General features: G+C 69.9%; 26 protein-coding genes and 1 pseudogene. 18 read left to right on the top strand and 9 right to left on the bottom strand.

Annotated features, from left to right (window positions below; translation table 11 throughout):
- Together ACFV7R_RS00870 and ACFV7R_RS00865 are read left to right on the top strand one after the other, a co-directional pair.
- Positions 1-1,359 carry a carbohydrate ABC transporter permease gene (locus ACFV7R_RS00870; RefSeq protein ID WP_385258289.1) on the top strand — a complete coding sequence of 453 codons (1,359 nt, stop codon included), beginning with the start codon at positions 1-3 and terminating at the stop codon, positions 1,357-1,359.
- Positions 1,356-2,195: a carbohydrate ABC transporter permease gene (locus ACFV7R_RS00865; RefSeq protein WP_385258286.1), complete on the top strand. Its 840-nt coding sequence runs from the start codon at positions 1,356-1,358 to the stop codon at positions 2,193-2,195. The genes ACFV7R_RS00870 and ACFV7R_RS00865 overlap by 4 nt, the downstream gene beginning before the upstream one ends.
- Positions 2,196-2,238: 43 nt before the next feature.
- On the opposite strand, the gene pgl is transcribed toward ACFV7R_RS00865, so the two are convergent.
- Genes pgl through tkt form a run of 5 tightly spaced genes read right to left on the bottom strand, consistent with a single transcriptional unit; the run spans position 2,239 to position 8,847 of the window.
- Complete coding sequence (gene pgl, locus ACFV7R_RS00860) at positions 2,239-3,021, bottom strand: 6-phosphogluconolactonase (protein ID WP_129797271.1); 783 nt, start codon at positions 3,019-3,021, stop codon at positions 2,239-2,241.
- Entirely contained in the window at positions 3,018-4,082 is a 1,065-nt protein-coding gene (opcA, locus tag ACFV7R_RS00855) for a glucose-6-phosphate dehydrogenase assembly protein OpcA (protein WP_385258283.1), read from the bottom strand. Before opcA ends, pgl begins: the two co-directional genes overlap by 4 nt.
- Positions 4,079-5,602 carry a glucose-6-phosphate dehydrogenase gene (zwf, locus tag ACFV7R_RS00850; RefSeq protein ID WP_385258281.1) on the bottom strand — a complete coding sequence of 508 codons (1,524 nt, stop codon included), beginning with the start codon at positions 5,600-5,602 and terminating at the stop codon, positions 4,079-4,081. The genes opcA and zwf overlap by 4 nt, the downstream gene beginning before the upstream one ends.
- Positions 5,603-5,606: 4 nt before the next feature.
- Positions 5,607-6,725 (bottom strand): transaldolase, encoded by a 1,119-nt coding sequence (gene tal, locus ACFV7R_RS00845; RefSeq protein WP_385258279.1) that lies wholly within the window; start codon positions 6,723-6,725, stop codon positions 5,607-5,609.
- A gap of 34 nt (positions 6,726-6,759) precedes the next feature.
- Entirely contained in the window at positions 6,760-8,847 is a 2,088-nt protein-coding gene (gene tkt, locus ACFV7R_RS00840; RefSeq protein ID WP_385258276.1) for a transketolase, read from the bottom strand.
- 378 nt (positions 8,848-9,225) lie between these two features.
- Between tkt and ACFV7R_RS00835 the strand changes: the two genes are divergently transcribed.
- The 4 genes and pseudogenes from ACFV7R_RS00835 to ACFV7R_RS00820 all read left to right on the top strand — a co-directional run bounded on the left by ACFV7R_RS00835 (position 9,226) and on the right by ACFV7R_RS00820 (position 12,531).
- Entirely contained in the window at positions 9,226-10,167 is a 942-nt protein-coding gene (locus ACFV7R_RS00835; RefSeq protein WP_129797266.1) for a heme o synthase, read from the top strand.
- An 84-nt stretch (positions 10,168-10,251) separates the two neighbouring features.
- Positions 10,252-10,572, top strand: a complete 321-nt coding sequence (locus ACFV7R_RS00830) for a hypothetical protein (protein ID WP_385258274.1) — start codon at positions 10,252-10,254, stop codon at positions 10,570-10,572.
- Positions 10,573-10,668: 96 nt separating this feature from the next.
- Positions 10,669-11,775, top strand: coding sequence for an amidohydrolase family protein (locus ACFV7R_RS00825; protein WP_385258272.1), 1,107 nt, complete (start codon positions 10,669-10,671; stop codon positions 11,773-11,775).
- Between the two features lie 18 nt (positions 11,776-11,793).
- A pseudogene (locus ACFV7R_RS00820) lies at positions 11,794-12,531 on the top strand (nucleotidyltransferase domain-containing protein).
- On the opposite strand, the gene ACFV7R_RS00815 reads toward ACFV7R_RS00820, so the two are convergent.
- The 3 genes from ACFV7R_RS00815 to ACFV7R_RS00805 are packed head-to-tail and all read right to left on the bottom strand — an operon-like array spanning position 12,486 to position 15,286.
- A complete protein-coding gene (locus tag ACFV7R_RS00815; RefSeq protein WP_385258269.1) occupies positions 12,486-13,532 on the bottom strand; it encodes a heme A synthase in 1,047 nt (348 codons plus the stop codon). The pseudogene ACFV7R_RS00820 and the gene ACFV7R_RS00815 sit on opposite strands and share 46 nt — an antisense overlap.
- A 54-nt stretch (positions 13,533-13,586) precedes the next feature.
- The gene (locus ACFV7R_RS00810) at positions 13,587-14,342 is read right to left on the bottom strand and encodes an ABC transporter permease (RefSeq protein ID WP_385258881.1); all 756 of its coding nucleotides are present in this window, start codon (positions 14,340-14,342) and stop codon (positions 13,587-13,589) included.
- Positions 14,343-14,362: 20 nt separating this feature from the next.
- Entirely contained in the window at positions 14,363-15,286 is a 924-nt protein-coding gene (locus tag ACFV7R_RS00805; RefSeq protein WP_129797262.1) for an ABC transporter ATP-binding protein, read from the bottom strand.
- 181 nt (positions 15,287-15,467) lie between these two features.
- Here ACFV7R_RS00805 and ACFV7R_RS00800 point away from each other — a divergent pair, with 181 nt between their 5' ends.
- Genes ACFV7R_RS00800 through ACFV7R_RS00765 form a run of 8 tightly spaced genes read left to right on the top strand, consistent with a single transcriptional unit; the run spans position 15,468 to position 22,023 of the window.
- Positions 15,468-16,217, top strand: a complete 750-nt coding sequence (locus ACFV7R_RS00800) for a helix-turn-helix transcriptional regulator (protein WP_385258265.1) — start codon at positions 15,468-15,470, stop codon at positions 16,215-16,217.
- The gene (gene sufB, locus ACFV7R_RS00795; protein WP_385258262.1) at positions 16,214-17,635 is read left to right on the top strand and encodes a Fe-S cluster assembly protein SufB; all 1,422 of its coding nucleotides are present in this window, start codon (positions 16,214-16,216) and stop codon (positions 17,633-17,635) included. Before ACFV7R_RS00800 ends, sufB begins: the two co-directional genes overlap by 4 nt.
- A 59-nt stretch (positions 17,636-17,694) precedes the next feature.
- A complete protein-coding gene (gene sufD, locus ACFV7R_RS00790; RefSeq protein WP_129797259.1) occupies positions 17,695-18,879 on the top strand; it encodes a Fe-S cluster assembly protein SufD in 1,185 nt (394 codons plus the stop codon).
- The gene (locus ACFV7R_RS00785) at positions 18,876-19,193 is read left to right on the top strand and encodes a bifunctional 3-phenylpropionate/cinnamic acid dioxygenase ferredoxin subunit (RefSeq protein WP_129797258.1); all 318 of its coding nucleotides are present in this window, start codon (positions 18,876-18,878) and stop codon (positions 19,191-19,193) included. The genes sufD and ACFV7R_RS00785 overlap by 4 nt, the downstream gene beginning before the upstream one ends.
- Positions 19,194-19,200: 7 nt before the next feature.
- A complete protein-coding gene (sufC, locus tag ACFV7R_RS00780; protein ID WP_129797257.1) occupies positions 19,201-19,965 on the top strand; it encodes a Fe-S cluster assembly ATPase SufC in 765 nt (254 codons plus the stop codon).
- The gene (locus tag ACFV7R_RS00775; protein ID WP_385258258.1) at positions 19,962-21,218 is read left to right on the top strand and encodes a cysteine desulfurase; all 1,257 of its coding nucleotides are present in this window, start codon (positions 19,962-19,964) and stop codon (positions 21,216-21,218) included. Before sufC ends, ACFV7R_RS00775 begins: the two co-directional genes overlap by 4 nt.
- 11 nt (positions 21,219-21,229) lie before the next feature.
- Complete coding sequence (sufU, locus tag ACFV7R_RS00770; RefSeq protein WP_129797255.1) at positions 21,230-21,694, top strand: Fe-S cluster assembly sulfur transfer protein SufU; 465 nt, start codon at positions 21,230-21,232, stop codon at positions 21,692-21,694.
- Positions 21,691-22,023 carry a metal-sulfur cluster assembly factor gene (locus ACFV7R_RS00765; protein ID WP_385258255.1) on the top strand — a complete coding sequence of 111 codons (333 nt, stop codon included), beginning with the start codon at positions 21,691-21,693 and terminating at the stop codon, positions 22,021-22,023. Before sufU ends, ACFV7R_RS00765 begins: the two co-directional genes overlap by 4 nt.
- Positions 22,024-22,091: 68 nt before the next feature.
- Here ACFV7R_RS00765 and ACFV7R_RS00760 read toward each other — a convergent pair whose 3' ends face one another.
- Positions 22,092-22,913 carry an AbfB domain-containing protein gene (locus ACFV7R_RS00760; protein WP_385258253.1) on the bottom strand — a complete coding sequence of 274 codons (822 nt, stop codon included), beginning with the start codon at positions 22,911-22,913 and terminating at the stop codon, positions 22,092-22,094.
- A gap of 189 nt (positions 22,914-23,102) precedes the next feature.
- Here ACFV7R_RS00760 and ACFV7R_RS00755 point away from each other — a divergent pair, with 189 nt between their 5' ends.
- The 4 genes from ACFV7R_RS00755 (at position 23,103) to ACFV7R_RS00740 (ending at position 25,395) form a co-directional block, all read left to right on the top strand.
- On the top strand, positions 23,103-23,423 hold the full coding sequence (locus ACFV7R_RS00755) for a DMT family transporter (RefSeq protein ID WP_385258251.1): 321 nt from the start codon (positions 23,103-23,105) through the stop codon (positions 23,421-23,423).
- Positions 23,423-24,001 (top strand): TetR/AcrR family transcriptional regulator, encoded by a 579-nt coding sequence (locus tag ACFV7R_RS00750; protein WP_385258250.1) that lies wholly within the window; start codon positions 23,423-23,425, stop codon positions 23,999-24,001. Before ACFV7R_RS00755 ends, ACFV7R_RS00750 begins: the two co-directional genes overlap by 1 nt.
- Before the next feature lie 53 nt (positions 24,002-24,054).
- Positions 24,055-25,044 carry a 2,3,4,5-tetrahydropyridine-2,6-dicarboxylate N-succinyltransferase gene (gene dapD / locus ACFV7R_RS00745; RefSeq protein ID WP_385258247.1) on the top strand — a complete coding sequence of 330 codons (990 nt, stop codon included), beginning with the start codon at positions 24,055-24,057 and terminating at the stop codon, positions 25,042-25,044.
- A gap of 126 nt (positions 25,045-25,170) precedes the next feature.
- A complete protein-coding gene (locus ACFV7R_RS00740; RefSeq protein WP_129797249.1) occupies positions 25,171-25,395 on the top strand; it encodes a hypothetical protein in 225 nt (74 codons plus the stop codon).
- Positions 25,396-25,485 lie beyond the last annotated feature (90 nt).

Genomic DNA, 25,485 nt, shown 5'->3' with positions numbered 1-25,485 from the left:
ATGACCGCAACGCTCGTGAAAGAGGCGAGCCCTCCGGCCGCCGCCGGTGCCGGAAGCGGCCGGCGCCCGCGGCGTCGGGGGCGGATCGTCGCCCTGCTGTTCGTCTTCCCCGCGCTGCTCCTGCTGGGTGCGCTGGTCGTGTACCCCGTGCTGTTCTCCGTCGGCCGCAGCTTCTTCGACGCCTCCGGGACACAGTTCGTCGGCGGCGACAACTACACCGAGATGTTCCGCGATCCGGCGACGCTCAAGGCCGTACGCAACACGGCGATCTGGGTCGTGGTGGCGCCCATGCTGCTGACCGGGCTGGGGCTGATCCTGGCCGTCCTGGTGGAGAAGGTCCGCTGGGCGACGGCGTTCAAGCTGCTGCTGTTCATGCCGATGGCGGTGTCCTTCCTCGCCGCGGGCATCATCTTTCGGCTCGCCTACGACGAGGACCCGGACAAGGGTGTCCTGAACGCCGCCGTGGTCGGCGTCCACGACGCCTTCCAGGGCACGTCGTCCTATCCGACGGCCCGGGCGCGCGACGGCCAGGGCATGACCAAGGAGGCGGGCGGGGCGTACCGGACGACCGCGGGCGTGTCGCCGGGGGACACGGTGGCGCTGGGCCTGGTCGGCGTGCTGCCCGGTGACCTGCCCGGCGATGCCGGGCCCGCGTACCCGGCGGCCGAACGCAAGGCCGCCCCCGGTGAGCTGCGCGGAGTCGTGTACCTGGACTTCACGCCCGGCGGCGGAGGGGAGCAGGGCAGGGTCGACCGGCGGGAGAGCGGGCTGCCGGAGATGACCGTCGAAGCGGTGCGCGACGGGAGGACGGCCGGCACGACGACCACCGCGTCCGACGGCTCCTTCCGCTTCGAGGGGCTGGAGGCGGGCTCGTACACGGTGCGGCTGCCCGCCTCGAACTTCGCCCCGCCCTACGAGGGCGTCTCCTGGCTGGGGCCGGCGCTGGTGACGCCCGCGATCATCGGCGCGTATCTGTGGATCTGGACCGGCTTCGCGATGGTGCTGATCGGCGCGGGGCTGTCGACGCTGCCCCGGGACGCGCTGGAGGCGGCGCGGATGGACGGCGCCAACGAGTGGCAGATCTTCCGGAAGATCACGGTGCCGCTGCTCGCGCCGGTGCTGACCGTGGTGTTCGTGACCCTCGTGATCAACGTGATGAAGGTCTTCGACCTCGTCTACATCATCGCGCCCGGCCCGGTGCAGGAGGACGCGACCGTCCTGGCGACGCAGATGTGGCTGGTGTCCTTCGGCGGGGGCAACGACCAGGGGCTCGGCAGTGCGCTCGGTGTGCTGCTCCTGCTCCTGGTGATCCCCGCGATGGTCTTCAACGTCCGCCGTTTCCGAAGGAGTCAGCGATGAACGCCGTCCGACGGGGCCTGGGCAACAGCCTGGTCCAGGCCTTCCTCGTGGTGATGGGTCTGATCTGGCTCACCCCGCTGGCCGGCCTGTTCCTGTCGTCGCTGCGGTCCGCCGAGGACACGGCGAAGGGCGGCTGGTGGACGGTGTTCACCAGCCCCGGCCAGCTGTCCTTCGACAACTACTCCGCGCTGCTGGAGAACGCCGGCATCACACAGGCCTTCTGGAACACCGTGCTGATCTCGGTCCCGGCCACGGCGCTGGTCGTCGTCATCGCGGCACTGGCCGGATACGCCTTCGCCTGGCTGGACTTCCCCGGCCGCGAGCCGCTCTTCCTGCTGGTGGTCGCGCTGCTGGTGGTGCCGGTGCAGATCGGCCTGCTGCCGGTGGCCAAACTCTTCGGCCAGCTGGGGCTGTTCGGCACGATCCCGGGCGTGGTGCTCTTCCACGTGGCCTACGGTCTGCCGTTCGCGGTGTTCCTGCTGCGCAACTACTTCGCCGAGATACCGAAGGAGATGCTGGAGGCGGCACGCATGGACGGCGGCAGCGAGTGGCGCATCTTCACCCGCCTCATCCTGCCGGTGGGCCGGCCCGCCATCGCCAGCCTGGCCATCTTCCAGTTCCTGTGGGTCTGGAACGACATGCTGGTGGCCCTGCTGTTCGCGGACAGCTCCGCACAGCCGCTGACCGTCGAACTCCAGTCACAGATCCGGCAGTTCGGCAGCAACATCGACGTACTGGCGCCGGGCGCCTTCGTGTCGCTGATCGTGCCGGTGGCGGTGTTCTTCGCCTTCCAGCGGCACTTTGTGCAGGGGGTGATGGCGGGATCGGTGAAGTAGAGGCAGGGGCGGCAGGGGCCGGAACCCCGTGCCGCCCCGTCCGTCACGGTGACGCCGGCGGATACAGCGACCTCGGCAGCTGGGATGCCGCCGCCGAGTCCAGCAGCCACAGAGTGCGGGCGCGGCCGTACGCGCCGGCGGCCGGGGCCTGGATCTCGCCGGCGCCCGAGAGGGCGATCGCCGCGGCGTTGGCCTTGTCCTCGCCGGCGGCCAGGAGCCAGACCTCGCGGGCCGCTCGGATGGCGGGCAGCGTGAGGGTGACGCGGGTCGGCGGGGGCTTGGGGGCGCCGTGGACGCCGACGACCGTGCGGTCCGTCTCCCGTACGGCGGGCAGTTCCGGGAACAGCGAGGCCACGTGGGTGTCCGGGCCGACGCCCAGCATCAGGACGTCGAAGGTGGGGACCGCGCCGTGGTTCTCGGGGCCTGCCGCGCGGGCCAGTTCCTCGGCATAGGCGGCTGCGGCGGCGTCCACGTCCGAGCCGTACGGGCCGTCCGACGCGGGCATGGCGTGCACGCGCTTCGGGTCCAGCGGGACGGAGTCGAGGAGAGCCTCGCGGGCCTGGGTGACATTGCGGCCGGGGTCGCCCTCGGGAAGGAAGCGCTCGTCGCCCCACCAGAGGTCCAGGCGGCCCCAGTCGATGGCGTCCCGGGCGGGCGCGGCGGCCAGTGCGGCCAGCAGGCCGTTGCCGTTGCGGCCGCCGGTCAGCACGACGGACGCACTGCCGCGCGAGGCCTGGGCGTCCACGATCTTCGTGATCAGCCGGGCCGCGGCGGCCTGCGCCATCAGCTCCTTGTCGTGATGGACCACGAGTTGGGGAGTGTTCACTTCGCCGCCGCCTTCTTCACCGGTGCCGGCGCCGCCGCGTCCTTCGCGGGAGCTTTCGCAGCCGTCTCGACGGGAGCCCGGACCGCGACTGCTTCTCCTTTGGCCGGCGGCCCGGCCTCCGCGGCCTTGCCGCTCGACGGGTTCAGCCGGTCCACGCCGTACCGCAGCGCCGACGCGTAGGTGTCGTCCGGGTCCAGCCGCCGCAGCTCCTCCCCGATCAGCTCGGCCGTCTCCCGGCGCTTGAGCGCCACCGCACGGTCCGGCTGCCCCTGGATGGACAGGGTCGCCAGGGAGCCGTCCGCGCGGTCGAGTGCGATCGCACCGCAGTCGGTGTCCATGCGGACCGCCGTGAGACCCGGGCCGGAGGACAACGAGCGCCTGACGGGGACGTCCAGCCGGTCCGCGAGCCACATCGCCAGCAGCTCACAGCTCGGATTGAACTCCTCGCCCTCCACCTCCACGCCCGTGACCTCGCAGTCCACCTGGTCCAGGGCGGCGGCCAGCATCGAGCGCCAGGGCGTGATGCGGGTCCACGACAGGTCTGTGTCACCGGGGGTGTAGGTCTTGGCGCGGACGGCCAGGTCCCGCACCGGCTGCTCGGCCGCGTACGAGTCGGTGACCCGGCGCTGGGCCAGCGCACCGAGGGGGTCCTGCGCCGGGTCGAGGGGCGCGTGCACCGGCCACCAGACGACCACGGGGGCGTCGGGCAGCAGCAGCGGCAGGACGACCGACTGGGCGTGGTCGGCCACGTCGCCGTACAGCCGCAGCACGACCGTCTCGCCGGTGCCCGCGTCGGCGCCCACCCGGACCTCGGCGTCCAGGCGGGACTTCGTGCGGTCGCGCGGCGAGCGCGAGACGCGCCTGATGACGACGAGGGTGCGCGAGGGGTGCTCGTGCGAGGCGTCGTTCGCGGCCTTCAGGGCGTCGTAGGCGTTTTCCTCGTCGGTGACGATGACCAGGGTGAGGACCATGCCGACGGCGGGTGTGCCGATGGCGCGGCGGCCCTGCACGAGCGCCTTGTTGATCTTGCTGGCGGTGGTGTCGGTGAGGTCTATCTTCATGGCCGGCGCCAGCTCCGTCCGTCTCGTTCGAGCATGTCGTCCGCCTCGACGGGACCCCACGTTCCCGCCGGGTACTGCGCGGGCTTGCCGTTGCCGTCCCAGTACTCCTCGATCGGGTCGAGGATCTTCCAGGACAGCTCGACCTCCTCGGTGCGCGGGAAGAGGTTCGAGTCGCCGAGCAGGACGTCCAGGATGAGCCGCTCGTACGCCTCCGGGCTGGACTCCGTGAAGGACTCGCCGTACGCGAAGTCCATGGAGACGTCCCGGATCTCCATGGAGGTGCCGGGCACCTTGGAGCCGAAGCGGACGGTGACGCCCTCGTCGGGCTGGACGCGGATGACGATCGCGTTCTGGCCCAGCTCCTCGGTGGCCGTCGTGTCGAAGGGGGAGTGCGGGGCGCGCTGGAAGACCACCGCGATCTCCGTCACGCGGCGGCCGAGGCGCTTGCCGGTGCGCAGATAGAAGGGGACGCCCGCCCAGCGGCGGTTGTCGATCCCCAGCTTGATCGCGGCGTAGGTGTCGGTCTTCGACTGGGCGTCGATACCGTCCTCGTCGAGATAGCCGATGACCTTCGCGCCACCCTGCCAGCCGGCCGCGTACTGACCGCGGACGGTGTCGCGGCCCAGGTCCTTCGGCAGCCGCACGGCGCCGAGCACCTTGGTCTTCTCCGCTGCCAGCGCGTCCGCGCCGAAGGAGGCGGGCTCCTCCATCGCGGTCAGCGCCATCAGCTGGAGCAGGTGGTTCTGGATGACGTCACGGGCGGCGCCGATGCCGTCGTAGTAGCCGGCCCGGCCGCCGATGCCGATGTCCTCGGCCATCGTGATCTGCACATGGTCGACGAAGGACCGGTTCCAGATCGGCTCGAACATCGTGTTGGCGAACCGCAGCGCCAGGATGTTCTGGACGGTCTCCTTGCCCAGGTAGTGGTCGATGCGGAAGACCTGGTCCGGGGCGAAGACCTCGTGCACGACCTTGTTGAGCTCCTCGGCCGACCTCAGGTCGTGGCCGAAGGGCTTCTCGATGACCGCGCGCCGCCAGGAGCCGCCCCGCTGGTCGGCAAGACCGTGCTTCTTCAGCTGCTGGATGACCACGGGGAAGGACCGCGGCGGCACCGACAGATAGAAGGCGAAGTTGCCGCCCGTGCCCTGCGCCTTGTCCAGCTCCTCGATCGTGCCGCGCAGCCTCTCGAAGGCGTCGTCGTCGTCGAAGGTGCCCTGGACGAAGCGCATGCCCTGGATGAGCTGCTGCCAGACCTCCTCGCGGAACGGCGTACGGGCGTGCTCCTTGACGGCATCGTGGACCACCTGCGCGAAGTCCTCGTTCTGCCACTCGCGGCGGGCGAACCCGACCAGCGAGAAGCCCGGCGGCAGCAGACCCCGGTTGGCGAGGTCGTACACCGCGGGCATCAGCTTCTTTCGTGACAAATCGCCCGTGACGCCAAAAATGACCAGGCCCGACGGCCCCGCGATACGCGGGAGCCGTCGGTCTGCGGGGTCACGCAGCGGGTTGCTGCTCGACAAGGTTTCAGCCCTCCGAAGGGGCGAGGCGCTTGAGTTCGGCCTCGGTCGACGCCAGCAGGTCGTTCCAGGACGCCTCGAACTTCTCGACGCCCTCGTCCTCCAGCAGCTGGACGACGTCGTCGTACTTGATTCCGAGCCGCTCGACCGCGTCCAGATCGGCACGGGCCTGCTCGTAGGTACCGGCGACGGTGTTGCCGGTGATCTCACCGTGCTCCTCGGTGGCCAGCAGGGTGGCCTCCGGCATGGTGTTCACGGTGTTCGGCGCGACCAGGTCGTCGACGTACATGGTGTCCTTGTACGCCTTGTCCTTCACACCGGTCGACGCCCACAGCGGACGCTGCTTGTTCGCGCCCGCGCTCTCCAGCGCGCTCCAGCGGTCCGAGCCGAAGACCTCCTCGTACGCCTGGTAGGCGAGCCGCGCGTTGGCGACGGCGGCCTTGCCGCGCAGCGCCTTGGCCTCGGGCGTGCCGAGCGCGTCGATCCGCTTGTCGATCTCGGTGTCCACCCGGGACACGAAGAAGGACGCCACCGAGTGGATCAGGGAGAGCTCGAGGCCCTTCTCCTTCGCCTTCTCCAGACCGGAGAGGTAGGCGTCCATGACCTCGCGGTAGCGCTCCAGCGAGAAGATCAGCGTGACGTTGACGCTGATGCCGTTGCCGATCGTCTCGGTGATCGCCGGCAGGCCCGCCTTGGTGGCCGGGATCTTGATCAGGGTGTTCGGCCGGTCCACCAGCCAGGCCAGCTGCCTGGCCTCGGCGATCGTCGCCTTGGTGTTGTGGGCGAGACGCGGGTCGACCTCGATCGACACCCGGCCGTCCTTGCCGCCGGTGGCCTCGAACACCGGGTGCAGGATGTCGGCGGCGTCCCGGACGTCCGCCGTGGTGATCATGCGGACGGCCTCGTCGACGGTGACCTTGCGGGCGGCGAGGTCCTCGAGCTGCTGCTCGTACCCGTCACCCGACGAGATCGCCTTCTGGAAGATCGTCGGGTTGGTGGTGACGCCCACGACGTGCTGCTGGTCGATCAGCTCGGCGAGGTTGCCGGACGTGATCCGCTTGCGCGACAGGTCGTCCAGCCAGATCGCGACGCCTTCATCGGAGAGGCGCTTCAGTGCGTCTGTCATGGAAATTGCATCTCCTACGTGTCGTATATGAGCGTCAGCGCCGGGTGGCGGCGATCGATTCCCGGGCGGCGGCGGCCACGTTCTCGGCAGTGAAGCCGAACTCGCGGAAAAGGACCTTGCCGTCGGCCGACGCACCGAAGTGCTCGAGGGAAACGATGCGGCCGGCGTCCCCGACGTACTTGTGCCAGGTGAGACCGATACCGGCCTCGACCGCGACACGGGCCTTCACGGACGGCGGCAGGACGCTGTCCCGGTACCCCTGGTCCTGCTCCTCGAACCACTCCACGGACGGCATGGACACCACCCGCGTGGGCACGCCGTCGGCCTGGAGCTGCTCGCGCGCCTCGACGGCGACGTGCACCTCGGAACCGGTCGCGATCAGGATGACCTCGGGCTTGCCGCCCTCGGCCTCGAACAGGACGTAACCGCCCTTCGCCGCGTCCTCGTTCGGCTCGTACGTCGGCACGCCCTGGCGGGTGAGCGCGAGGCCGTGCGGGGCGCCCTTGCCGAACTCCTTGGTGTAGCGCCTGAGGATCTCGCGCCAGGCGATCGCCGTCTCGTTGGCGTCCGCCGGACGGACCACGTTCAGACCCGGGATCGCCCGCAGCGAGGCCAGGTGCTCGACCGGCTGGTGGGTCGGACCGTCCTCGCCGAGGCCGATGGAGTCGTGCGTCCACACGTACGTCACCGGCAGGTGCATCAGCGCGGACAGGCGCACCGCGTTGCGCATGTAGTCGGAGAACACGAGGAACGTGCCGCCGTAGATACGGGTGTGGCCGTGCAGCGCGATGCCGTTCATCTCCGCGGCCATCGAGTGCTCGCGGATGCCGAAGTGGACGGTCCGGCCGTACGGGTCGGCCTCCGGCAGCGGGTTGTCCGCCGGGAGGAACGACGACGTCTTGTCGATCGTCGTGTTGTTCGAGCCGGCCAGGTCGGCCGAGCCGCCCCACAGCTCGGGGATGACCGGACCGAGCGCCTGCAGCACCTTGCCGGACGCGGCACGCGTGGCGACGCCCTTGCCGGGCTCGAAGACCGGGAGCTTCTCCTCCCAGCCGGTGGGCAGCTCGCCCTTGCTGATGCGGTCGAACTCGGCGGCGCGCTCGGGATTGTTGTTGCGCCACTCCTGGAAGGACTTCTCCCACTCGGCCTTGGCCTGATGCCCGCGGTCGAGGGCCTTGCGGGTGTGGCCGAGGACCTCGTCGGAGACCTCGAAGGACTGCTCCGGGTCGAAGCCGAGGACGCGCTTGGTGGCCGCGACCTCCTCGTCGCCGAGCGCCGAGCCGTGGGCGGCCTCGGTGTTCTGCGCGTTCGGGGCGGGCCAGGCGATGATCGAGCGCATCGCGATGAAGGACGGCCGGTCCGTGACCTTCTTGGCCTCCTCGATCGCGTTGTAGATCGCGTGCGGGTCGAGGTCGCCGTCCGGCTTCGGAGCAACGCGCTGGACGTGCCAGCCGTAGGCCTCGTACCGCTTGACGGTGTCCTCGGAGACCGCGGTCTCGGTGTCGCCCTCGATCGAGATGTGGTTGTCGTCCCACAGCAGGATCAGGTTGCCGAGCTTCTGGTGGCCCGCGAGGGAGGAGGCCTCGGCGGAGATGCCCTCCTGGAGGCAGCCGTCACCGGCGATGCAGTAGACGAAGTGGTCGAACGGGGACGCGCCCTGCGGGGCGTCCGGGTCGAACAGACCGCGCTCGTAACGGGCGGCCATCGCCATGCCCACCGCGTTGGCGACACCCTGGCCGAGCGGGCCGGTGGTGGTCTCGACGCCCTTGGTGTGGCCGTACTCGGGGTGGCCCGGGGTCTTCGACCCCCACGTCCTGAAGGCCTTCAGATCGTCCAGCTCCAGGCCGAAGCCGGCCAGGTACAGCTGGGTGTAGAGGGTCAGGGACGAGTGGCCGGCGGACAGCACGAAACGGTCCCGCGCCACCCAGTCGGCGTCCGCCGGGTCATGCCGCATCACCTTCTGGAAGAGGGTGTAGGCGGCCGGCGCGAGGCTCATCGCCGTACCCGGATGGCCGTTGCCGACCTTCTGTACGGCATCGGCGGCCAGGACGCGGGCGGTGTCGACGGCCCGCTGGTCCAGCTCGGTCCACTCGAGGTCTGTGGTGGTCGGCTTGGTGCTCACCCTGGGTCAGGGCTCCTCTCCACATGTCGAAGGCCGGTGACCTGGACGTACACCGGCTGCCGGTGTACATCGCGCCCACCGGCCGTTGTCGAGCCTACCCCCGTAAGAACGTGCGTTTTCTCGCGTCATTCCAGACTGCCGGGAGTCGCGGGGATCCGCCCCCCGACCGGGCCATTCCGCATTCGGCAAATGAATACGGAGCCGCTCATCCGACTGCTCAATCGGCCCCCGGCATGCACCCCTGAGCGCACCGCCCAACACGACCCACCCCCGCGAAGGCCGCAGTATGGGCAACGTCTACAGTGGCGTGGTACGCGCGAGCCTTTACCGGGACTTCACACGGGGAGGCTTGCTGGGATGTCTCTGTCAGGGGTGTGCGTGACGGCCGTTGAATCCCGTCCTGCGGGAGTAACCGGGACGAGCCCGACCCACCGGCCGTTCGGGGCCCGTGTGAAGGCGTTCGTGGCGCTGACCAAGCCGCGGATCATCGAGCTTCTGCTCATCACCACGGTCCCGGTGATGTTCCTTGCCGAGCAGGGTGTGCCGGACCTCTGGCTGGTACTCGCGACCTGCATGGGCGGCTATCTGTCCGCGGGCGGCGCCAACGCGCTGAACATGTACATCGACCGTGACATCGACGCGCTCATGGACCGCACCTCGCAGCGGCCGTTGGTCACCGGCATGGTCTCCCCGCGAGAGGGCCTCGTCTTCGGCATCACCCTCGCCGTCGTCTCCACGCTCTGGTTCGGACTGCTCGTCAACTGGCTGTCCGCGTGGCTGTCGCTGGGCGCCCTGCTGTTCTACGTCGTCGTCTACACGATGATCCTGAAGCGGCGTACGTCGCAGAACATCGTGTGGGGGGGCATCGCGGGCTGCATGCCCGTCCTCATCGGCTGGTCGTCGGTCACGAACTCCCTGTCGTACGCCGCCGCCATCCTCTTCCTCGTCATCTTCTTCTGGACGCCGCCGCACTACTGGCCGCTGTCGATGAAGGTGAAGGACGACTACGCGCGCGTGGGCGTGCCGATGCTTCCGGTCGTCGTCTCGAACAAGGTGGTCGCCCGGCAGATCGTCCTCTACAGCTGGGTGATGGTCGGTGCGTCACTGCTCCTGCAGCCGCTCGGCTACACCGGCTGGTTCTACACGGTGGTGGCCCTGGTGACGGGCGGCTGGTGGCTGTGGGAGGCCCACGCGCTGCAGGCGCGCGCCCAGGCCGAGGTCACGGGCGCCAAGCTCAAGGAGATGCGCCTGTTCCACTGGTCCATCACCTATGTGTCGCTGCTGTTCGTGGCGGTGGCGGTGGACCCCTTCCTGCGATAGCACTCGTCGACGGGCGGGGTGCGTGGTCAAGGCCACGCACCCCGCCCGTCGCCGTTTGATCTACTCGTCGGTAGCATCCTGGCCATGGGAGACACGCAGCAGGTTGACGCGAAGGCCGAGCGCAAGGTGGCCCGCCTCGCCAAGCAGATCAACGCCTTCGCCAAGGCCCACGGCGGCGCCGAGGGCCAGGTCGCGTACATCGGCGACCGCGGCGCCCGGATCGTCCTGGTGGGCGAGGACGGCGGCTGGGGCGACCTGGTGGCGCCGACGTACGCGATCGCGGAGCAGGCCGTGCAGAGGTCCGGCATCACCGTCCACGAGGCTTTCGACGGCGAGTTCGCGGCGAAGGTGAAGACGGGCTCGTACGAATGGAAGCGCATGGCCGGCATCCAGGTGGGCGGCTGAACCACGGGCCCGCGGCCGAACAGGCACCCGAACGCAACACCTCACCCCCGGTTCACCCGTTAGGACTCGTAACCGCACGAGCCACGGGGAGCCCGGATGATCGAAACGCCGTCCCTGGTGGACCAGTACTGCCACGGCGTCCTGACAACAGAGCTGGGCCTCGGCACCTTCGAGGCCCAGCTGTCCCGCACCGAGGGCCCACCCGCCCCCGGAACCACCCTCTTCGACACCCAGACCGGCTTCGCCGTACGGAGATGGTGCCCCCCGCTGCTCGGCCTGGAGCCGCACTGCCCGCCTGCCCGCTATCTCGCCCGGCGTCGCGAACTCGGCGTACCGGATGCGGTCCGGCGTCTGCTGCGTGGCAGCGGAATCACCACGTACCTGGTCGACACCGGGCTGCCCGGCGACCTCACCGGTCCCTCCGAGATGGCCTCCGCCTCGACCGCCGAGGCGCGTGAGATCGTCCGTCTGGAGCTGCTGGCCGAGCAGGTGGCCGACACCTCCGGCACCGTCGAGTCGTTCCTCGCCAACCTCGCCGAGTCGGTGCACGGAGCCGCCGCGAACGCCGTCGCCTTCACGTCCGTGGCGGGCGTCAGGCACGGCCTCGCGCTCGCGCCCGAGCCGCCGGGGCCGGGTGAGGTACGGGGCGCGGCGGGCCGCTGGCTGGCCGCACGCCGGGTCGGCGGGGAGCTGAGCGACCCGGTGCTGCTACGGCACCTGCTGTGGATCGCGGTCGCCTCCGGGCTGCCGCTCCAACTGCACGCGGGACTCGGTGAGCCGGGACTGCGCATCGACCGTACGGATCCGGTGCTGCTCACCGACTTCGTGCGGGCGACGGCCGGCCTGGGCACCGACCTGGTCCTGCTGCACGGCTACCCGTACCACCGCCACGCCGCCCACCTCGCCGGCGTCTTCCCGCATGTCTACGCCGACTCGGGCGCGGCCCTGGTGCGCACCGGCGCCCGGGCTGCGACCGTCCTCGCCGAGATCCTGGAGCTGGCCCCCTTCGGCAAGATCCTCTTCTCGAGCGGCGCCCAGGGGCTGCCCGAGCTGCATGTGGTGGGAGCGCGCCTGTTCCGGGAGGCCCTGGGGCGGGTGCTGGGAAACTGGGTGGCCGACGGCGCCTGGTCGCTGGAGGACGCGCAGCGGGTCGCCGGGCTGATCGCGGCGGGGAACGCGCGCAGGGTGTACGGGCTGGAGTGAGGTGTCCAGACTGGGTTCATGCCGACCGCTGCGTTACTCGACCGTTTTCTCGCCGAGCTCCGGGCTCTGGCCCCCGTCGCCGTCTGGGCGCACGGCTCGCTCGCCGGTGGCGACTACCAGGAGGGCCGCAGTGACCTCGACCTGATCGCGGTGGTGCCGGGGCCGTTGACGCCGAGCGCCGTGTGGCGTGTGGCGGTGCTGCACAACCGGCTGCGCGCCGAGCCGCTCGCCGCCAAGCTGCACTGCAGCTATCTCACTCCCGACGCCCTCGACGACTCCGGGCGACCGCATCTGACCTGGGCCCACCGTCGGTTGATGCGCCGGCCGGTCACCCCCGTCACCCGCCGCGAACTGCACGCTTTCGGCCGGGTTCTGCACGGGGCGCCGCCGACGGGCCTGCTGCCGCCCGTGCCGGACGGGGAGCTCAACGACTTCGTCGTACGCGACCAGCGGGAGTTCTGGCGGCCGGTGGTGCGCAGGGCGCGGCCGTGGACGTAGGACGCCTGGGTGGACGTAGGCCTGACGACCTTCGCCCGCGCGAGCGTCACCCTGCGGGAGGGCCGTCTGATCACCAAGCGGGAGGCCCTGGAGGTGCTGCCCGCTCTCGGGGCGCCCGTCGAGGTGGTCGAGGACATCCGTCGGCGGCGCTACGGGGATCCCGTCCCGCCCGCCGGGCAGTGGACGGCCCGGCGGGGCGAGCTGACCAGGAGCTACCTGGGGCCGGCCATCGACGCACTGGTGGCGGCGTACGCCTGAGTCGCCGGGGCCGAAACGTCGTCGGCCTGGTCGAGCGGCCCGCGTTCACGCAGCGACAGCAGCACGAGCACCGCGCCGATCCACACCAGGCACGAGCCGAACATGTGCGCACCGACCAGCACCTCGGGGAGGTCCGTGAAGTACTGGACGTAGCCGATGGCGCCCTGGGCGAGCAGGATCAGGAACAGGTCACGCGTGCGGTTCAGCGGCCCCTTGGGGGCGTCGACCGCCTTGAGGACGAACCACAGGGCGAAGGTCAGCGTCACCACGATCCAGGCCAGGACGGCGTGCACCTTGCTGACGTCCTCCCAGGTCATGCCCATCGGCAGGTCCATGCGCGGCACCTCGCTGGAGTCGCCCGCGTGCGGACCCGTGCCGGTGACCACCGTGCCGACCGCGATCAGCGCGGCGGTGACGCCGACCAGGAACCACACCAGCTGCTGCACGACCTTGCCGACCAGCGGACGCGGCGCCTCGTCGCCCTCCCGGGTGCGCCGCCACATCACCGTGGCGACCGCGATCAGGACCGAGGACAGGAGGAAGTGGGCCGCGACCGTGTACGGGTTGAGGCCCACGAGCACGACGATGCCGCCGAGCACCGCGTTGCCCATGACGAGCCAGAACTGCGCCCAGCCCAGCCGGACCAGGCTGCGCCGACGGGGCTTCTCGGAGCGCGCGGCGATGATCGCCCAGCCGACCGCGGCGCACAGCACGTAGGCGAGCAGGCGGTTGCCGAACTCGATGACGCCGTGCAGGCCCATCTCCCGGGTGGCGGTCAGGGAGTCGGCGGTGCACTTGGGCCAGGTCGGGCAGCCGAGGCCCGAGCCGGTCAGCCGTACTGCGCCGCCGGTGACCACGATGACCACCGACATGACGAGCGCGGCGAGGGCCGCCCGCTGAACCGTCCGGGGTGTCGGGGTCCAGCGTGCGGCGATGAAAGCGAGGGGGTTGCGCACGGCGGCTGCTGCGTCGGCGCGGGTCACGTTTGGCACGCCGACCATCGTAGGCGGGGGCTTGTGCACGCTTTCACGAGGGGTGCCGGGGAGGCTCGTCCCTCACTCCCAGCGGAAGAACCTCCCCGCCGCCGCCAGGCCCACGACCGCCCATGCGGCGAGGATCCCGAGATCGCCCCAGGGCATCCCGGCCCCGTGCTGGAGCACGTCCCGCAGGCCGTCCGACAGCGCCGAGATGGGCAGCAGGCCCAGCACGCTCTGCGCGGCGTCCGGGAACTTGTCCAGCGGGACGATCACCCCGCCGCCGACGAGCAGCAGCAGGAAGACCAGGTTCGCGGCGGCCAGGGTGGCCTCCGCCTTCAGGGTTCCGGCCATCAGCAGGCCGAGGCCCGAGAAGGCCGCCGTGCCGACGATCAGCAGGAGGAGCACGGCGAGGGGGTTGCCGTGCGGCGACCAGCCCAGCGCGAAGGCGATCACCGTCACCAGGAGTACCTGGAGGACCTCGGTGACCAGGACCGACGCCGTCTTCGCCGTCATCAGTCCCCAGCGCGGCAGCGGCGAGGAGGCGAGCCGCTTGAGCACGCCGTAGCGGCGTTCGAAGCCCGTCGCGATGGCCTGGCCCGTGAACGCCGTCGACATCACGGCGAGCGCGAGGATGCCGGGGGCGACGAAGTCGACGGCCTCGCCGGCACCGGTGTCGACGATGTCGACGGCACTGAACAGGACGAGCAGCAGCGTCGGGATGATCACCGTCAGCAGCAGCTGCTCGCCGTTGCGCAGCAGCATCCTCGTCTCCAGCGCCGCCTGCGCCGTGATCATGCGGGAGAGCGGGGCGGCGCCGGGCTTCGGCGCGTACATGCCCTTGTCGGCCGTGATCGTCACGAGCGCAGCTCCTTGCCGGTCAGCTCCAAGAAGACGTCCTCCAGGGTGTGCCGTTCCACCGAGATCCGGTCCGGCATCACCCCGTGCTGTGCGCACCACGAGGTCACCGTCGCCAGCAGCTGGGGATCGACCTTGCCGGCCACCCGGTACGAGCCCGGCGTCAGCTCGGCGGCCGCGCAGTCCGCGGGGAGCGCCTTGAGCAGCGAGCCGACGTCGAGGCCGGGGCGGCCGGTGAAGCGCAGGGTGTTCTCGGCGCCGCCGCGGCACAGCTCCTCGGGGGAGCCCTGGGCGATGACCCTGCCCCCGTCGATGATCGCGACGTCGTCCGCGAGCTGTTCGGCCTCGTCCATGTAGTGGGTCGTGAGGATCACGGAGACGCCGTCCTCCTTCAGGTCCCGTACGAGATCCCAGGTGGCGCGGCGGGCCTGCGGGTCGAGGCCCGCGGTCGGCTCGTCCAGGAACACCAGTTCCGGGCGCCCGACCACGGCCATCGCCAGCGCGAGCCGCTGCTGCTGGCCGCCGGAGAGGCGACGGTAGGAGGTCCGGCCGCAGCTGCCGAGGCCGAGGCGTTCGATCAGCGCGTCCACGTCCAGCGGGTGCGCGTGCAACCGGGCCACGTGGCGGAGCATCTCGTCCGCGCGGGCGCCGGAGTAGACGCCGCCGGACTGGAGCATCACGCCGATCCGCGGATGCAGCTCGCGGGTCTGCCGCACCGGGTCGAGGCCCAGGACGCGCACGGTGCCGGAGTCCGGCCTGCGGTACCCCTCGCACGTCTCGACGGTGGTCGTCTTGCCGGCGCCGTTGGGTCCGAGAACGGCGGTGATGCCCGCCCCGGCCACCAGGTCGAGGCCGTTCACCGCGGTCTTGTCGCCGTACCGCTTCACCAAGGCCTGGACCTGGAGCACGGGCTCACTTCGCATGGGTCCAGAGTCTAGGTAAGGGGCCCGGTCCCTCGGTCGGGCGGGGGCGGGAACTGCTCGATCTGATCGATCAATGATCGTTTTCGCAGGTCAGCTTAGGTATGCCTAAGTGACGCAGCGCACCAGTCGCCGATCCGGACGCCGCTTGTCACGCTCTGAGGAATTACGCAACAATGGCGTTGTGAAAAACGTCGGCGAGGCTCGGGAGACCCCCACGGGGGCCCCTCAGGAGGAGTTCGCGACCGGGGAGCGCTCGACGCGCAACCGGGTCGCGCGGTCCATCCTGGACCACGGCCCGTCGACCGTCGCCGAACTCGCCGGACGGCTCGGACTCACCCAGGCGGCCGTACGGCGGCATCTGGATGCGCTGGTCACCGACGATGTCGTCGAGGCGCGCGAGCAGCGGGTCTACGGGGCGCGGACGCGCGGCCGGCCCGCCAAGGTGTTCGCCCTGACCGACTGCGGCCGGGACGCCTTCGACCAGTCGTACGACAAGCTCGCCGTCGACGCGCTGCGCTGGATCGCCGAGCGGGAGGGCGGCAGCGAGGCGGTCGCCGCCTTCGCCCGCGCCCGGATCGCCGCCCAGGCGGGCGCGTACCGCAAGGCGGTCGAGGCGGCCGCCCCCGAGGAGCGGACGGAAGCGCTGGCCAAGGCCCTGAGCGTGGACGGGTACGCTGCTACGGCGCGCAGCGCCCCCACCGGCGAGCAGTTGTGCCAGCACCACTGCCCGGTCGCCCATGCCGCCGAGCAGTTTCCGCAACTGTGCGAGGCCGAGACGGAATTTTTCGCCGAGTTGCTCGGTACTCACGTACAGCGGCTGGCCACCATCGCGCACGGCGACGGTGTCTGCACCACCTTCATTCCGAAGACCCCGAAAACTTCCACCACCCAGAACGCATCTGCAAGCACGGCCGGGAGGAACCCCGCATGACTCTCCCCACGGAGACTGCTCACCCTGAGCTCGAGGGCCTGGGCAACTACGAATTCGGCTGGGCCGACTCCGACGAGGCCGGTGCCTCTGCCAAGCGCGGCCTGAACGAGGACGTCGTCCGGGACATCTCCGCGAAGAAGTCGGAGCCGGAGTGGATGACCAAGCTCCGTCTCAAGGGCCTGCGGCTCTTCGAGAAGAAGCCCATGCCGACCTGGGGCTCGGACCTGTCGGGCATCGACTTCGACAACATCAAGTACTTCGTGCGCTCCACGGAGAAGCAGGCGGAGTCCTGGGAGGACCTGCCCGAGGACATCAAGAACACGTACGACAAGCTCGGCATCCCCGAGGCGGAGAAGCAGCGCCTCGTGGCCGGTGTCGCCGCCCAGTACGAGTCCGAGGTCGTCTACCACCAGATCCGCGAGGACCTGGAGGAGCAGGGCGTCATCTTCCTCGACACCGACACCGCCCTGAAGGAGCACCCGGAGCTCTTCAAGGAGTACTTCGGCACGGTCATCCCGGTCGGTGACAACAAGTTCGCGTCGCTGAACACCGCCGTGTGGTCCGGCGGTTCCTTCATCTACGTGCCGCCGGGCGTGCACGTGGAGATCCCGCTCCAGGCCTACTTCCGGATCAACACGGAGAACATGGGCCAGTTCGAGCGGACCCTGATCATCGTCGACGAGGGTGCCTACGTGCACTACGTCGAGGGCTGCACCGCCCCGATCTACAAGTCGGACTCGCTGCACTCCGCGGTCGTCGAGATCATCGTCAAGAAGAACGCCCGCTGCCGCTACACGACCATCCAGAACTGGTCGAACAACGTCTACAACCTGGTCACCAAGCGCGCCGTGGCCTACGAGGGCGCGACCATGGAGTGGATCGACGGCAACATCGGCTCCAAGGTGACGATGAAGTACCCGGCCGTCTACCTGATGGGCGAGCACGCCAAGGGCGAGACCCTGTCCATCGCCTTCGCGGGCGAGGGCCAGCACCAGGACGCCGGCGCCAAGATGGTCCACATGGCGCCGAACACCTCGTCCAACATCGTCTCCAAGTCGGTGGCACGCGGTGGCGGCCGTACGTCCTACCGCGGTCTGATCGAGATCGGCGAGGGCGCTCCGGGCGCGAAGTCCAACGTGCTGTGCGACGCTCTGCTCGTCGACACGATCTCCCGGTCCGACACCTACCCGTACGTGGACGTCCGTGAGGACGACGTGTCCATGGGTCACGAGGCGACTGTCTCCAAGGTCTCCGAGGACCAGCTCTTCTACCTGATGAGCCGTGGTCTCTCCGAGGACGAGGCGATGGCGATGATCGTGCGCGGCTTCGTCGAGCCGATCGCCAAGGAGCTGCCCATGGAGTACGCCCTTGAGCTCAACCGGCTGATCGAGCTGCAGATGGAAGGCGCGGTCGGCTGACCGTACCCCCGAGAAGCAGCAGCAGATTTCTGACGTAGGAAGAGAGCACAACGACAGCCATGGCTGAGGCTCAGAACATCCCGGTGGGCTCCACCACCGCCGGCTCGATCGCCGTTGCGGCCGAGTCGACCGTCGCCACGCGCATGAGCGCGCCCCCGTCCTTCGACGTGGCGGACTTCCCGGTCCCGCACGGCCGTGAGGAGGAGTGGCGGTTCACCCCGCTGGAGCGCCTGCGCGGCCTGCACGACGGCACCGCCGTCGCCACCGGCGAGGGCGTGAAGGTCGAGGTCGAGGCCCCCGCGGGCGTCGTCGTCGAGACCGTGGGCCGCGACGACGCGCGGCTCGGCAGGGCCGGCACCCCGGTGGACCGCATCGCCGCCCAGGCGTACTCGGCGTTCGAGAAGGCCGGTGTCGTCACCGTCCCCAAGGAGACGGTGCTCACCGAGCCGATCCGGATCGCCGTGCACGGCCAGGGCGGGGTCGCCTACGGCCACCAGGTCATCGAGCTCGGAGCCTTCGCCGAGGCCGTCGTCGTCATCGACCACACCGGTGACACCGTTCTCGCCGGCAACGTCGACTACATCCTGGGTGACGGCGCCAAGCTGACCGTCGTCTCGGTCCAGGACTGGGACGAGAAGGCCGTCCATGTCGCCCAGCACAACGCCCTCGTCGGGCGGGACGCGAGCTTCAAGTCGATCGTCGTCACCTTCGGCGGCGACGTCGTACGCCTCCACCCGCGCGTGACCTACGCCGGCCCCGGCGGCGAGGCCGAGCTGTTCGGCCTGTACTTCACCGACGCCGGGCAGCACCAGGAGCACCGCCTGCTGGTCACCCACAACACCCCGCACTGCAAGTCCAACGTCGCCTACAAGGGCGCGCTCCAGGGCGACGAAGCGCACGCGGTGTGGATCGGTGACGTGCTGATCCAGGCCGCGGCCGAGGGCACGGACACCTACGAGATGAACCGCAACCTCGTCCTCACGGACGGCGCGCGGGTCGACTCGGTGCCGAACCTGGAGATCGAGACCGGCGAGATCGTCGGCGCCGGCCACGCGAGCGCCACCGGCCGCTTCGACGACGAGCAGCTGTTCTACCTGATGGCCCGCGGTATCCCGGAGCACGAGGCCCGCCGCCTGGTGGTCCGCGGCTTCTTCGCCGAGCTGGTCCAGCAGATCGGCATCGCGGACATCGAGGAGCGACTGATCGCCAGGATCGAAGAGGAGCTGGAGGCGTCGGTCGGATGACCTTCGTACGCGTATGTGCGCTGAGTGAGCTGGAGGAGGACACCCCGAAGCGGGTGGAACTCGACGGCACGCCGGTGTCCATCGTGCACACCGAGGGGGAGGTGTTCGCGATCTACGACATCTGCTCCCACGCGAACGTCTCGCTCTCCGAGGGCGAGGTGGAGGACTGCCAGATCGAGTGCTGGCTGCACGGCTCCAGCTTCGACCTGCGCACCGGCAAGCCGTCCGGCCTCCCCGCGACGCGCCCCGTCCCCGTATACCCCGTAAAGATCGAAGGGGACGACGTTCTCGTCTCCCTCACCCAGGAGTCCTGAGGCACCCATGGCAACGCTTGAAATCCGAGACCTGCACGTCACCGTCGAGGCCGACAACGCCACGAAGGAGATCCTCAAGGGCGTCGACCTCACCGTGAAGCAGGGCGAGACGCACGCCATCATGGGCCCCAACGGCTCGGGCAAGTCGACCCTCGCCTACTCGCTCGCGGGTCACCCGAAGTACACGATCACCCAGGGCACCGTCACCCTCGACGGCGAGGACGTCCTGGAGATGTCCGTCGACGAGCGCGCCCGCGCGGGACTGTTCCTGGCGATGCAGTACCCGGTCGAGGTCCCCGGCGTCTCGGTCTCCAACTTCCTGCGCACCTCCGCCACCGCCATCCGAGGCGAGGCCCCCAAGTTGCGTACCTGGGTGAAGGAGGTCAGGGAGGCCATGGAGCGCCTCAACATCGACCCCTCCTTCGCCGAGCGCAACGTCAACGAGGGCTTCTCCGGCGGTGAGAAGAAGCGCCACGAGATCCTCCAGCTGGAGCTGCTCAAGCCGAAGGTCGCGATCCTCGACGAGACGGACTCCGGTCTGGACGTCGACGCGCTCCGCATCGTGTCGGAGGGTGTGAACCGCGTCCGCGAGACGGGCGAGGTCGGCACCCTGCTGATCACGCACTACACGCGCATCCTGCGCTACATCAAGCCCGACCACGTCCACGTGTTCGCGGCCGGCCGGATCGCCGAGTCCGGCGGTCCCGAGCTCGCCGACAAGCTGGAGAACGAGGGCTACGAGGCATACGTGAAGGGTGGCGCATCCGCGTGACACAGCTGCCGGGCCTCCTCGACACCGAGGCGATCCGCAAGGACTTCCCCGTTCTGGACCGACAGATCCACGACGGCAAGAAGCTCGTGTACCTGGACAACGCGGCGACCTCGCAGAAGCCGCGCCAGGTGCTGGACGCCCTGAACGAGTACTACGAGCGCTACAACGCCAACGTCCACCGCGGTGTGCATGTGCTCGCCGAGGAGGCCACGGCGCTGTACGAGGGCGCGCGCGACAAGGTCGCCGCCTTCATCAACGCGCCGAGCCGCGACGAGGTGATCTTCACCAAGAACGCCTCCGAGTCGCTCAACCTCGTGGCGAACATGCTCGGCTGGGCCGACGAGCCCTACCGGGTGGACTCCGAGACCGAGATCGTCATCACGGAGATGGAGCACCACTCCAACATCGTGCCGTGGCAGCTGCTGGCGCAGCGCACGGGCGCGAAGCTGAAGTGGTTCGGCCTGACCGACGACGGCCGCCTCGACCTGTCCAACATCGAGGAGATCATCACCGAGAAGACGAAGATCGTCTCCTTCGTGCTGGTCTCCAACATCCTGGGCACGGTCAACCCCGTCGAGGCGATCGTGCGGCGCGCCCAGGAGGTCGGTGCGCTGGTCTGCGTCGACGCCTCGCAGGCCGCCCCGCACATGCCGCTGGACGTGCAGGCCCTGCAGGCCGACTTCGTGGCCTTCACCGGCCACAAGATGTGCGGCCCGACCGGCATCGGCGTCCTCTGGGGCCGCCAGGAGCTGCTGGAGGACCTGCCTCCGTTCCTCGGCGGCGGCGAGATGATCGAGACCGTGTCGATGCACTCGTCGACGTACGCCCCCGCCCCGCACAAGTTCGAGGCGGGCACCCCGCCGATCGCGCAGGCGGTCGGTCTGGGCGCGGCGATCGACTACCTCACCTCGATCGGCATGGACAAGATCCTCGCCCATGAGCACGCACTCACCGAGTACGCGGTGAAGCGGCTGGCCGAGGTCCCCGACCTGCGCATCATCGGTCCGACGACGGCAGAGGACCGCGGCGCCGCGATCTCCTTCACGCTCGGTGACATCCACCCGCACGACGTGGGCCAGGTCCTCGACGAGCAGGGCATAGCGGTCCGGGTCGGCCACCACTGCGCACGGCCGGTCTGCCTGAGGTACGGAATTCCTGCGACCACGCGAGCGTCGTTCTATCTGTACTCCACGCCGGCCGAGATCGACGCTCTGGTCGACGGACTGGAGCACGTACGGAACTTCTTCGGCTGAGAGGCTGATCGGTGAAGCTGGATTCGATGTACCAGGAAGTCATCCTGGACCACTACAAGAACCCGCACGGGCGTGGTCTGAGGGATGGCGACGCCGAGGTGCACCACGTCAACCCGACGTGCGGCGACGAGATCACGCTGCGCGTGAAGTACGACGGCACGACGATCAGCGACGTCTCCTACGAGGGCCAGGGCTGCTCGATCAGCCAGGCCTCCGCCTCTGTACTGAACGAACTCCTCGTCGGCAAGGAGCTGGCCGAGGCGCAGAAGATCCAGGAGACCTTCCTGGAGCTGATGCAGTCCAAGGGCAGGATCGAGCCCGACGACGCGATGGAGGACGTCCTGGAGGACGCGGTCGCGTTCGCCGGGGTGTCCAAGTACCCGGCCCGGGTCAAGTGCGCCCTCCTGAGCTGGATGGCGTGGAAGGACGCGACGGCCCAGGCGCTGGGCGCCGACGCGGAAAGGAAGACGGCATGAGCGAGACCCTGGAGATGAAGCCGGTCTCGGAGGAGGAGCTCCGCGAGGCCCTGATGGACGTCGTCGACCCCGAGCTGGGCATCGACGTCGTCAACCTCGGCCTGATCTACGGCATTCACATCGACGACTCCAATGTGGCGACCGTCGACATGACCCTGACGTCCGCGGCCTGCCCGCTCACCGACGTCATCGAGGACCAGGCCAAGTCCGCCACGGACGGCCTCGTCAGCGAGCTGCGCATCAACTGGGTCTGGATGCCGCCGTGGGGTCCCGACAAGATCACGGACGACGGGCGCGAGCAGCTTCGGGCGCTCGGGTTCAACGTCTGAGCCTGTTTTCCCCCGGCTGTTTCAGTGGCCCCCGGCGGCAGCGCCGGGGGCCACTGTCGTGCCCGGCCTCAGTTCAGGCCGTCCACCAGGCGGAACGCCGAGTCGGCGGAGAAGTTCCGGTCGCCGTGCCGGTACTCGTCCAGGCGCAGACGGAAGTTCTGGTGGCGCAGGAAGCGGCCCGGGTAGTTGACGGACTCCAGCATGATCACGCCGGAGTGGCCGGTGGAGCGGGGGCAGAACGTGGCGTCCTGCTGGAAGAGGCGGGAGCCGTCGTGGCGTTCGGCGCGCAGCTGGAAGTCGCGGTGGCGCAGGTAGCTGCCGTCGGCGGTGACGAAGGAGTGGCAGGAGGGGGAGGCCAGGCCCTGCACCAGCTTGAAGGTCGCGTCCCTGCGGTCCGAGGACGAGGTGATCGCCTCGAGCGTGACCTGTCCGTGGCTCACCCGCCAGTAGTGGTCCGGGTAGTTGACCGAGCGCAGGGAGCGCCAGGTGGTCGACGGCGGCTTCGGGGCCGGTGAAGTGGTGTGGGGCGCGGGGGACTTGGACGCGGTGACGGTGGGGGTGGGCCGGTGGGACGCCGTCCGGGTGGGCTGTGCGGACGGCAGGGCGCTCTTCCCGCCGGGCGGGGTGATGGTGGCGCTCGCCGAGGGAGTGGCGAAGGAGATCAGCCCGGGTATGGACGCCTCGTCGGCCGCGGGGGACTGACTCAGGGGTGACTGCTCGTCAGGCTGCGTCTGCATGACGGATATCGCGGTCACGCACGCGACGATCGTGGCCAAGGCGAGGGCGCCCGCCAGCCAGAGCCGTCGGGTGCCGGGCACCCGGGAGGTGTCGGGGGTCCAGTTGTTCTCCCACGGTTGGTTCTGCGGGCGCCGAGACGTGCTTTCTGGCATGCGCGGTTCCTCCAGCGGAGCCCGTGGCGACGGTCGCGGCCGTGACGGTCCGGTACTTGAGCGGTGAAACACTAGTGGAGACGACGACCGTTCAGCAGCCGATTCCGCAAGCGTTTTCCGTATCGGTTCCAGGTGTTGCCCGAGTCGGGATGTGTACGGGCGTACGCATCGTTGTGTACGGTCGTACACATGGGATATCTGCTGCTCGCCGGAGCCATAGCCGCCGAGGTGGCCGCCACCACCGCCATGAAGTACTGCGACGGTTTCAGCAGGCTGTGGCCCTCCCTGCTGACCGCCCTCGGGTACGCCGTCGCGTTCGCGCTGCTCGCGCAGACGCTGAAGACGGTGTCGGTCGGCACGGCGTACGCCATCTGGGCCGGCGTCGGTACGGCCGCCGTCGCGGTGATCGGCATGCTGTTCCTGGGAGAGGGGATGAGCCTCACCAAGGCCGCGGGGATCGCGCTGATCATCGTCGGGGTCGTGGTGCTCAACCTGGGAGGCGCGCACTGATGGCCCGGCGGTACGACCCCGAGCGGCGCCGGCGGATCATCGACGCGGCGATCCGGGTCGTCGGCGCCAAGGGCATCGCCGGGCTGAGCCACCGGTCCGTCGCCGCCGAGGCCGATGTGCCCCTCGGCTCCACCACGTACCACTTCAGGACGCTCGACGAGCTGTTGGTCGCCACGCTGCGGCAGACGGGCGAGGGCTTCGCCAAGGTGATCGCCGCGCACGGCTCCCTGAGCGACCCCGGCACGGACCTGGCCGGCGAACTCGCCGCCCTGCTGGGCGACTGGCTCGCCGGCGACCGCACCGGCGTCGAGCTGGAGTACGAGCTCTATCTGGCCGCCCTGCGCCGCCCCGCCCTGCGCCCCGTCGCCGCCGAGTGGGCCGACGGAGTGGCCGAGCTGCTCACCCGCCGCACGGACCCGGTCACGGCACGGGCGCTGATCGCACTGATGGACGGCCTCTGTCTGCAGGTGCTGCTCACCGACGTGGCATACGACAAGGAGTACGCCCGGGAGGTGCTGGCCCGGGTGATCCCCGACGGTGGAAGCGGTGCGCGGCCCGTCGACGCGCCCGGCACCTGAGACGCCCGGCTGTGGGTTCGCATCGGTGGGCCCCGGCCGGTTAGGTTGCCCTCATGACCGACAAGACTGCTCCTCGCACCACCGGCGCCGTGGCCGCCGGCCTTGCCACGATCGCCGCCGACGGTACCGTCCTCGACACCTGGTTCCCCGCCCCCGAGCTCACCGCCGAGCCCGGCCCCGCCGGTTCCGAGCGCCTCGACGAGGCGCGCACCGCCGAGCTGCTCGGCGAGCACGGCGTGGCCGCCCTCGGCAAGGACGATGTGCGCGGTGTGGAGGTCGTGGCGGTCCGTACGGTCATCTCCTCGCTGGACGACAAGCCGCTCGACACCCACGACGCCTATCTGCGCCTGCACCTGCTCTCGCACCGCCTGGTCAGGCCGAACGAGCAGAGCCTGGACGGCATCTTCGGTCTCCTCGCCAACGTCGCCTGGACCTCGCTCGGCCCGGTCGCCGTCGACACCCTGGAGACCGTCCGCCTCGCCGCCCGCGCCCGCGGCCTGCACCTGAGCGTCTTCGGTGTCGACAAGTTCCCGCGCATGACCGACTACGTGGCCCCGGCCGGCGTGCGCATCGCCGACGCCGACCGGGTCCGCCTCGGCGCCCACCTCGCCGCCGGCACCACCGTCATGCACGAGGGCTTCGTCAACTTCAACGCCGGCACCCTCGGCACGTCGATGGTGGAGGGCCGGATCTCGCAGGGCGTCGTCGTCGGCGACGGCTCGGACATCGGCGGCGGCGCGTCCACCATGGGCACGCTCTCGGGTGGCGGCAAGGAGCGGGTAGCGATCGGCGAGCGCTCCCTCATCGGCGCCGAGGCCGGCATCGGCATCGCGCTCGGCGACGACTGCGTGGTCGAGGCGGGCCTCTACCTCACCGCCGGCACCCGCGTCACCCTGCCCGACGGCCAGATCGTCAAGGCCCGCGAACTGTCCGGCGCCTCCAACATCCTCTTCCGCCGCAACTCCGTCACCGGCACGGTCGAGGCCCGCCCGAACAACGCCGAGTGGGGCGGTCTGAACGAGGTGCTGCACAGTCACAACTGACGTCACGCCTCGCTCGCGACGATCGCTTAAAAGGATTACCGTCCGTGTCCTCGGGGCGGCTTCTGCAGATGAACGGGTGGACGCAAGGTCCGATCGGATGCCGAACCGCTGAGACGAGGACGAGCAATGACGAACGAGCGGGTGAGGATCGCGGTGCGCCGGCTGGCCGGGGTGGTTGCCGCGGCGACGGTGTGCTGGCTTCCGGCGGGTGCCGCGCACGCGGACGAGACCAACACGGCCTCGCACAACGGCCCGCGGATCGGCCTGATCAACACCGGCCAGGTCGACGACCCGATGGAGGACGTGCTGCAGCACGTCGGCCTGATCGGCGACGAGTACATCTGGGGCTGACCGGTCATCCCCGCACGGCCTGTGGCCCGTACCGCACACCGACGCGGTACGGGCCACGGGCCTTTCCCACGCGTCCGTGCTGAAAGTCGC

The sequence above is a fragment of the Streptomyces sp. NPDC059866 genome, assembly GCF_042731325.1.
Taxonomy (GTDB): Bacteria; Actinomycetota; Actinomycetes; order Streptomycetales; family Streptomycetaceae; genus Streptomyces; species Streptomyces flavusporus.
Note: the sequence above shows the minus strand (reverse complement) of the source record. Positions and strands in the feature narration are given on the sequence as shown.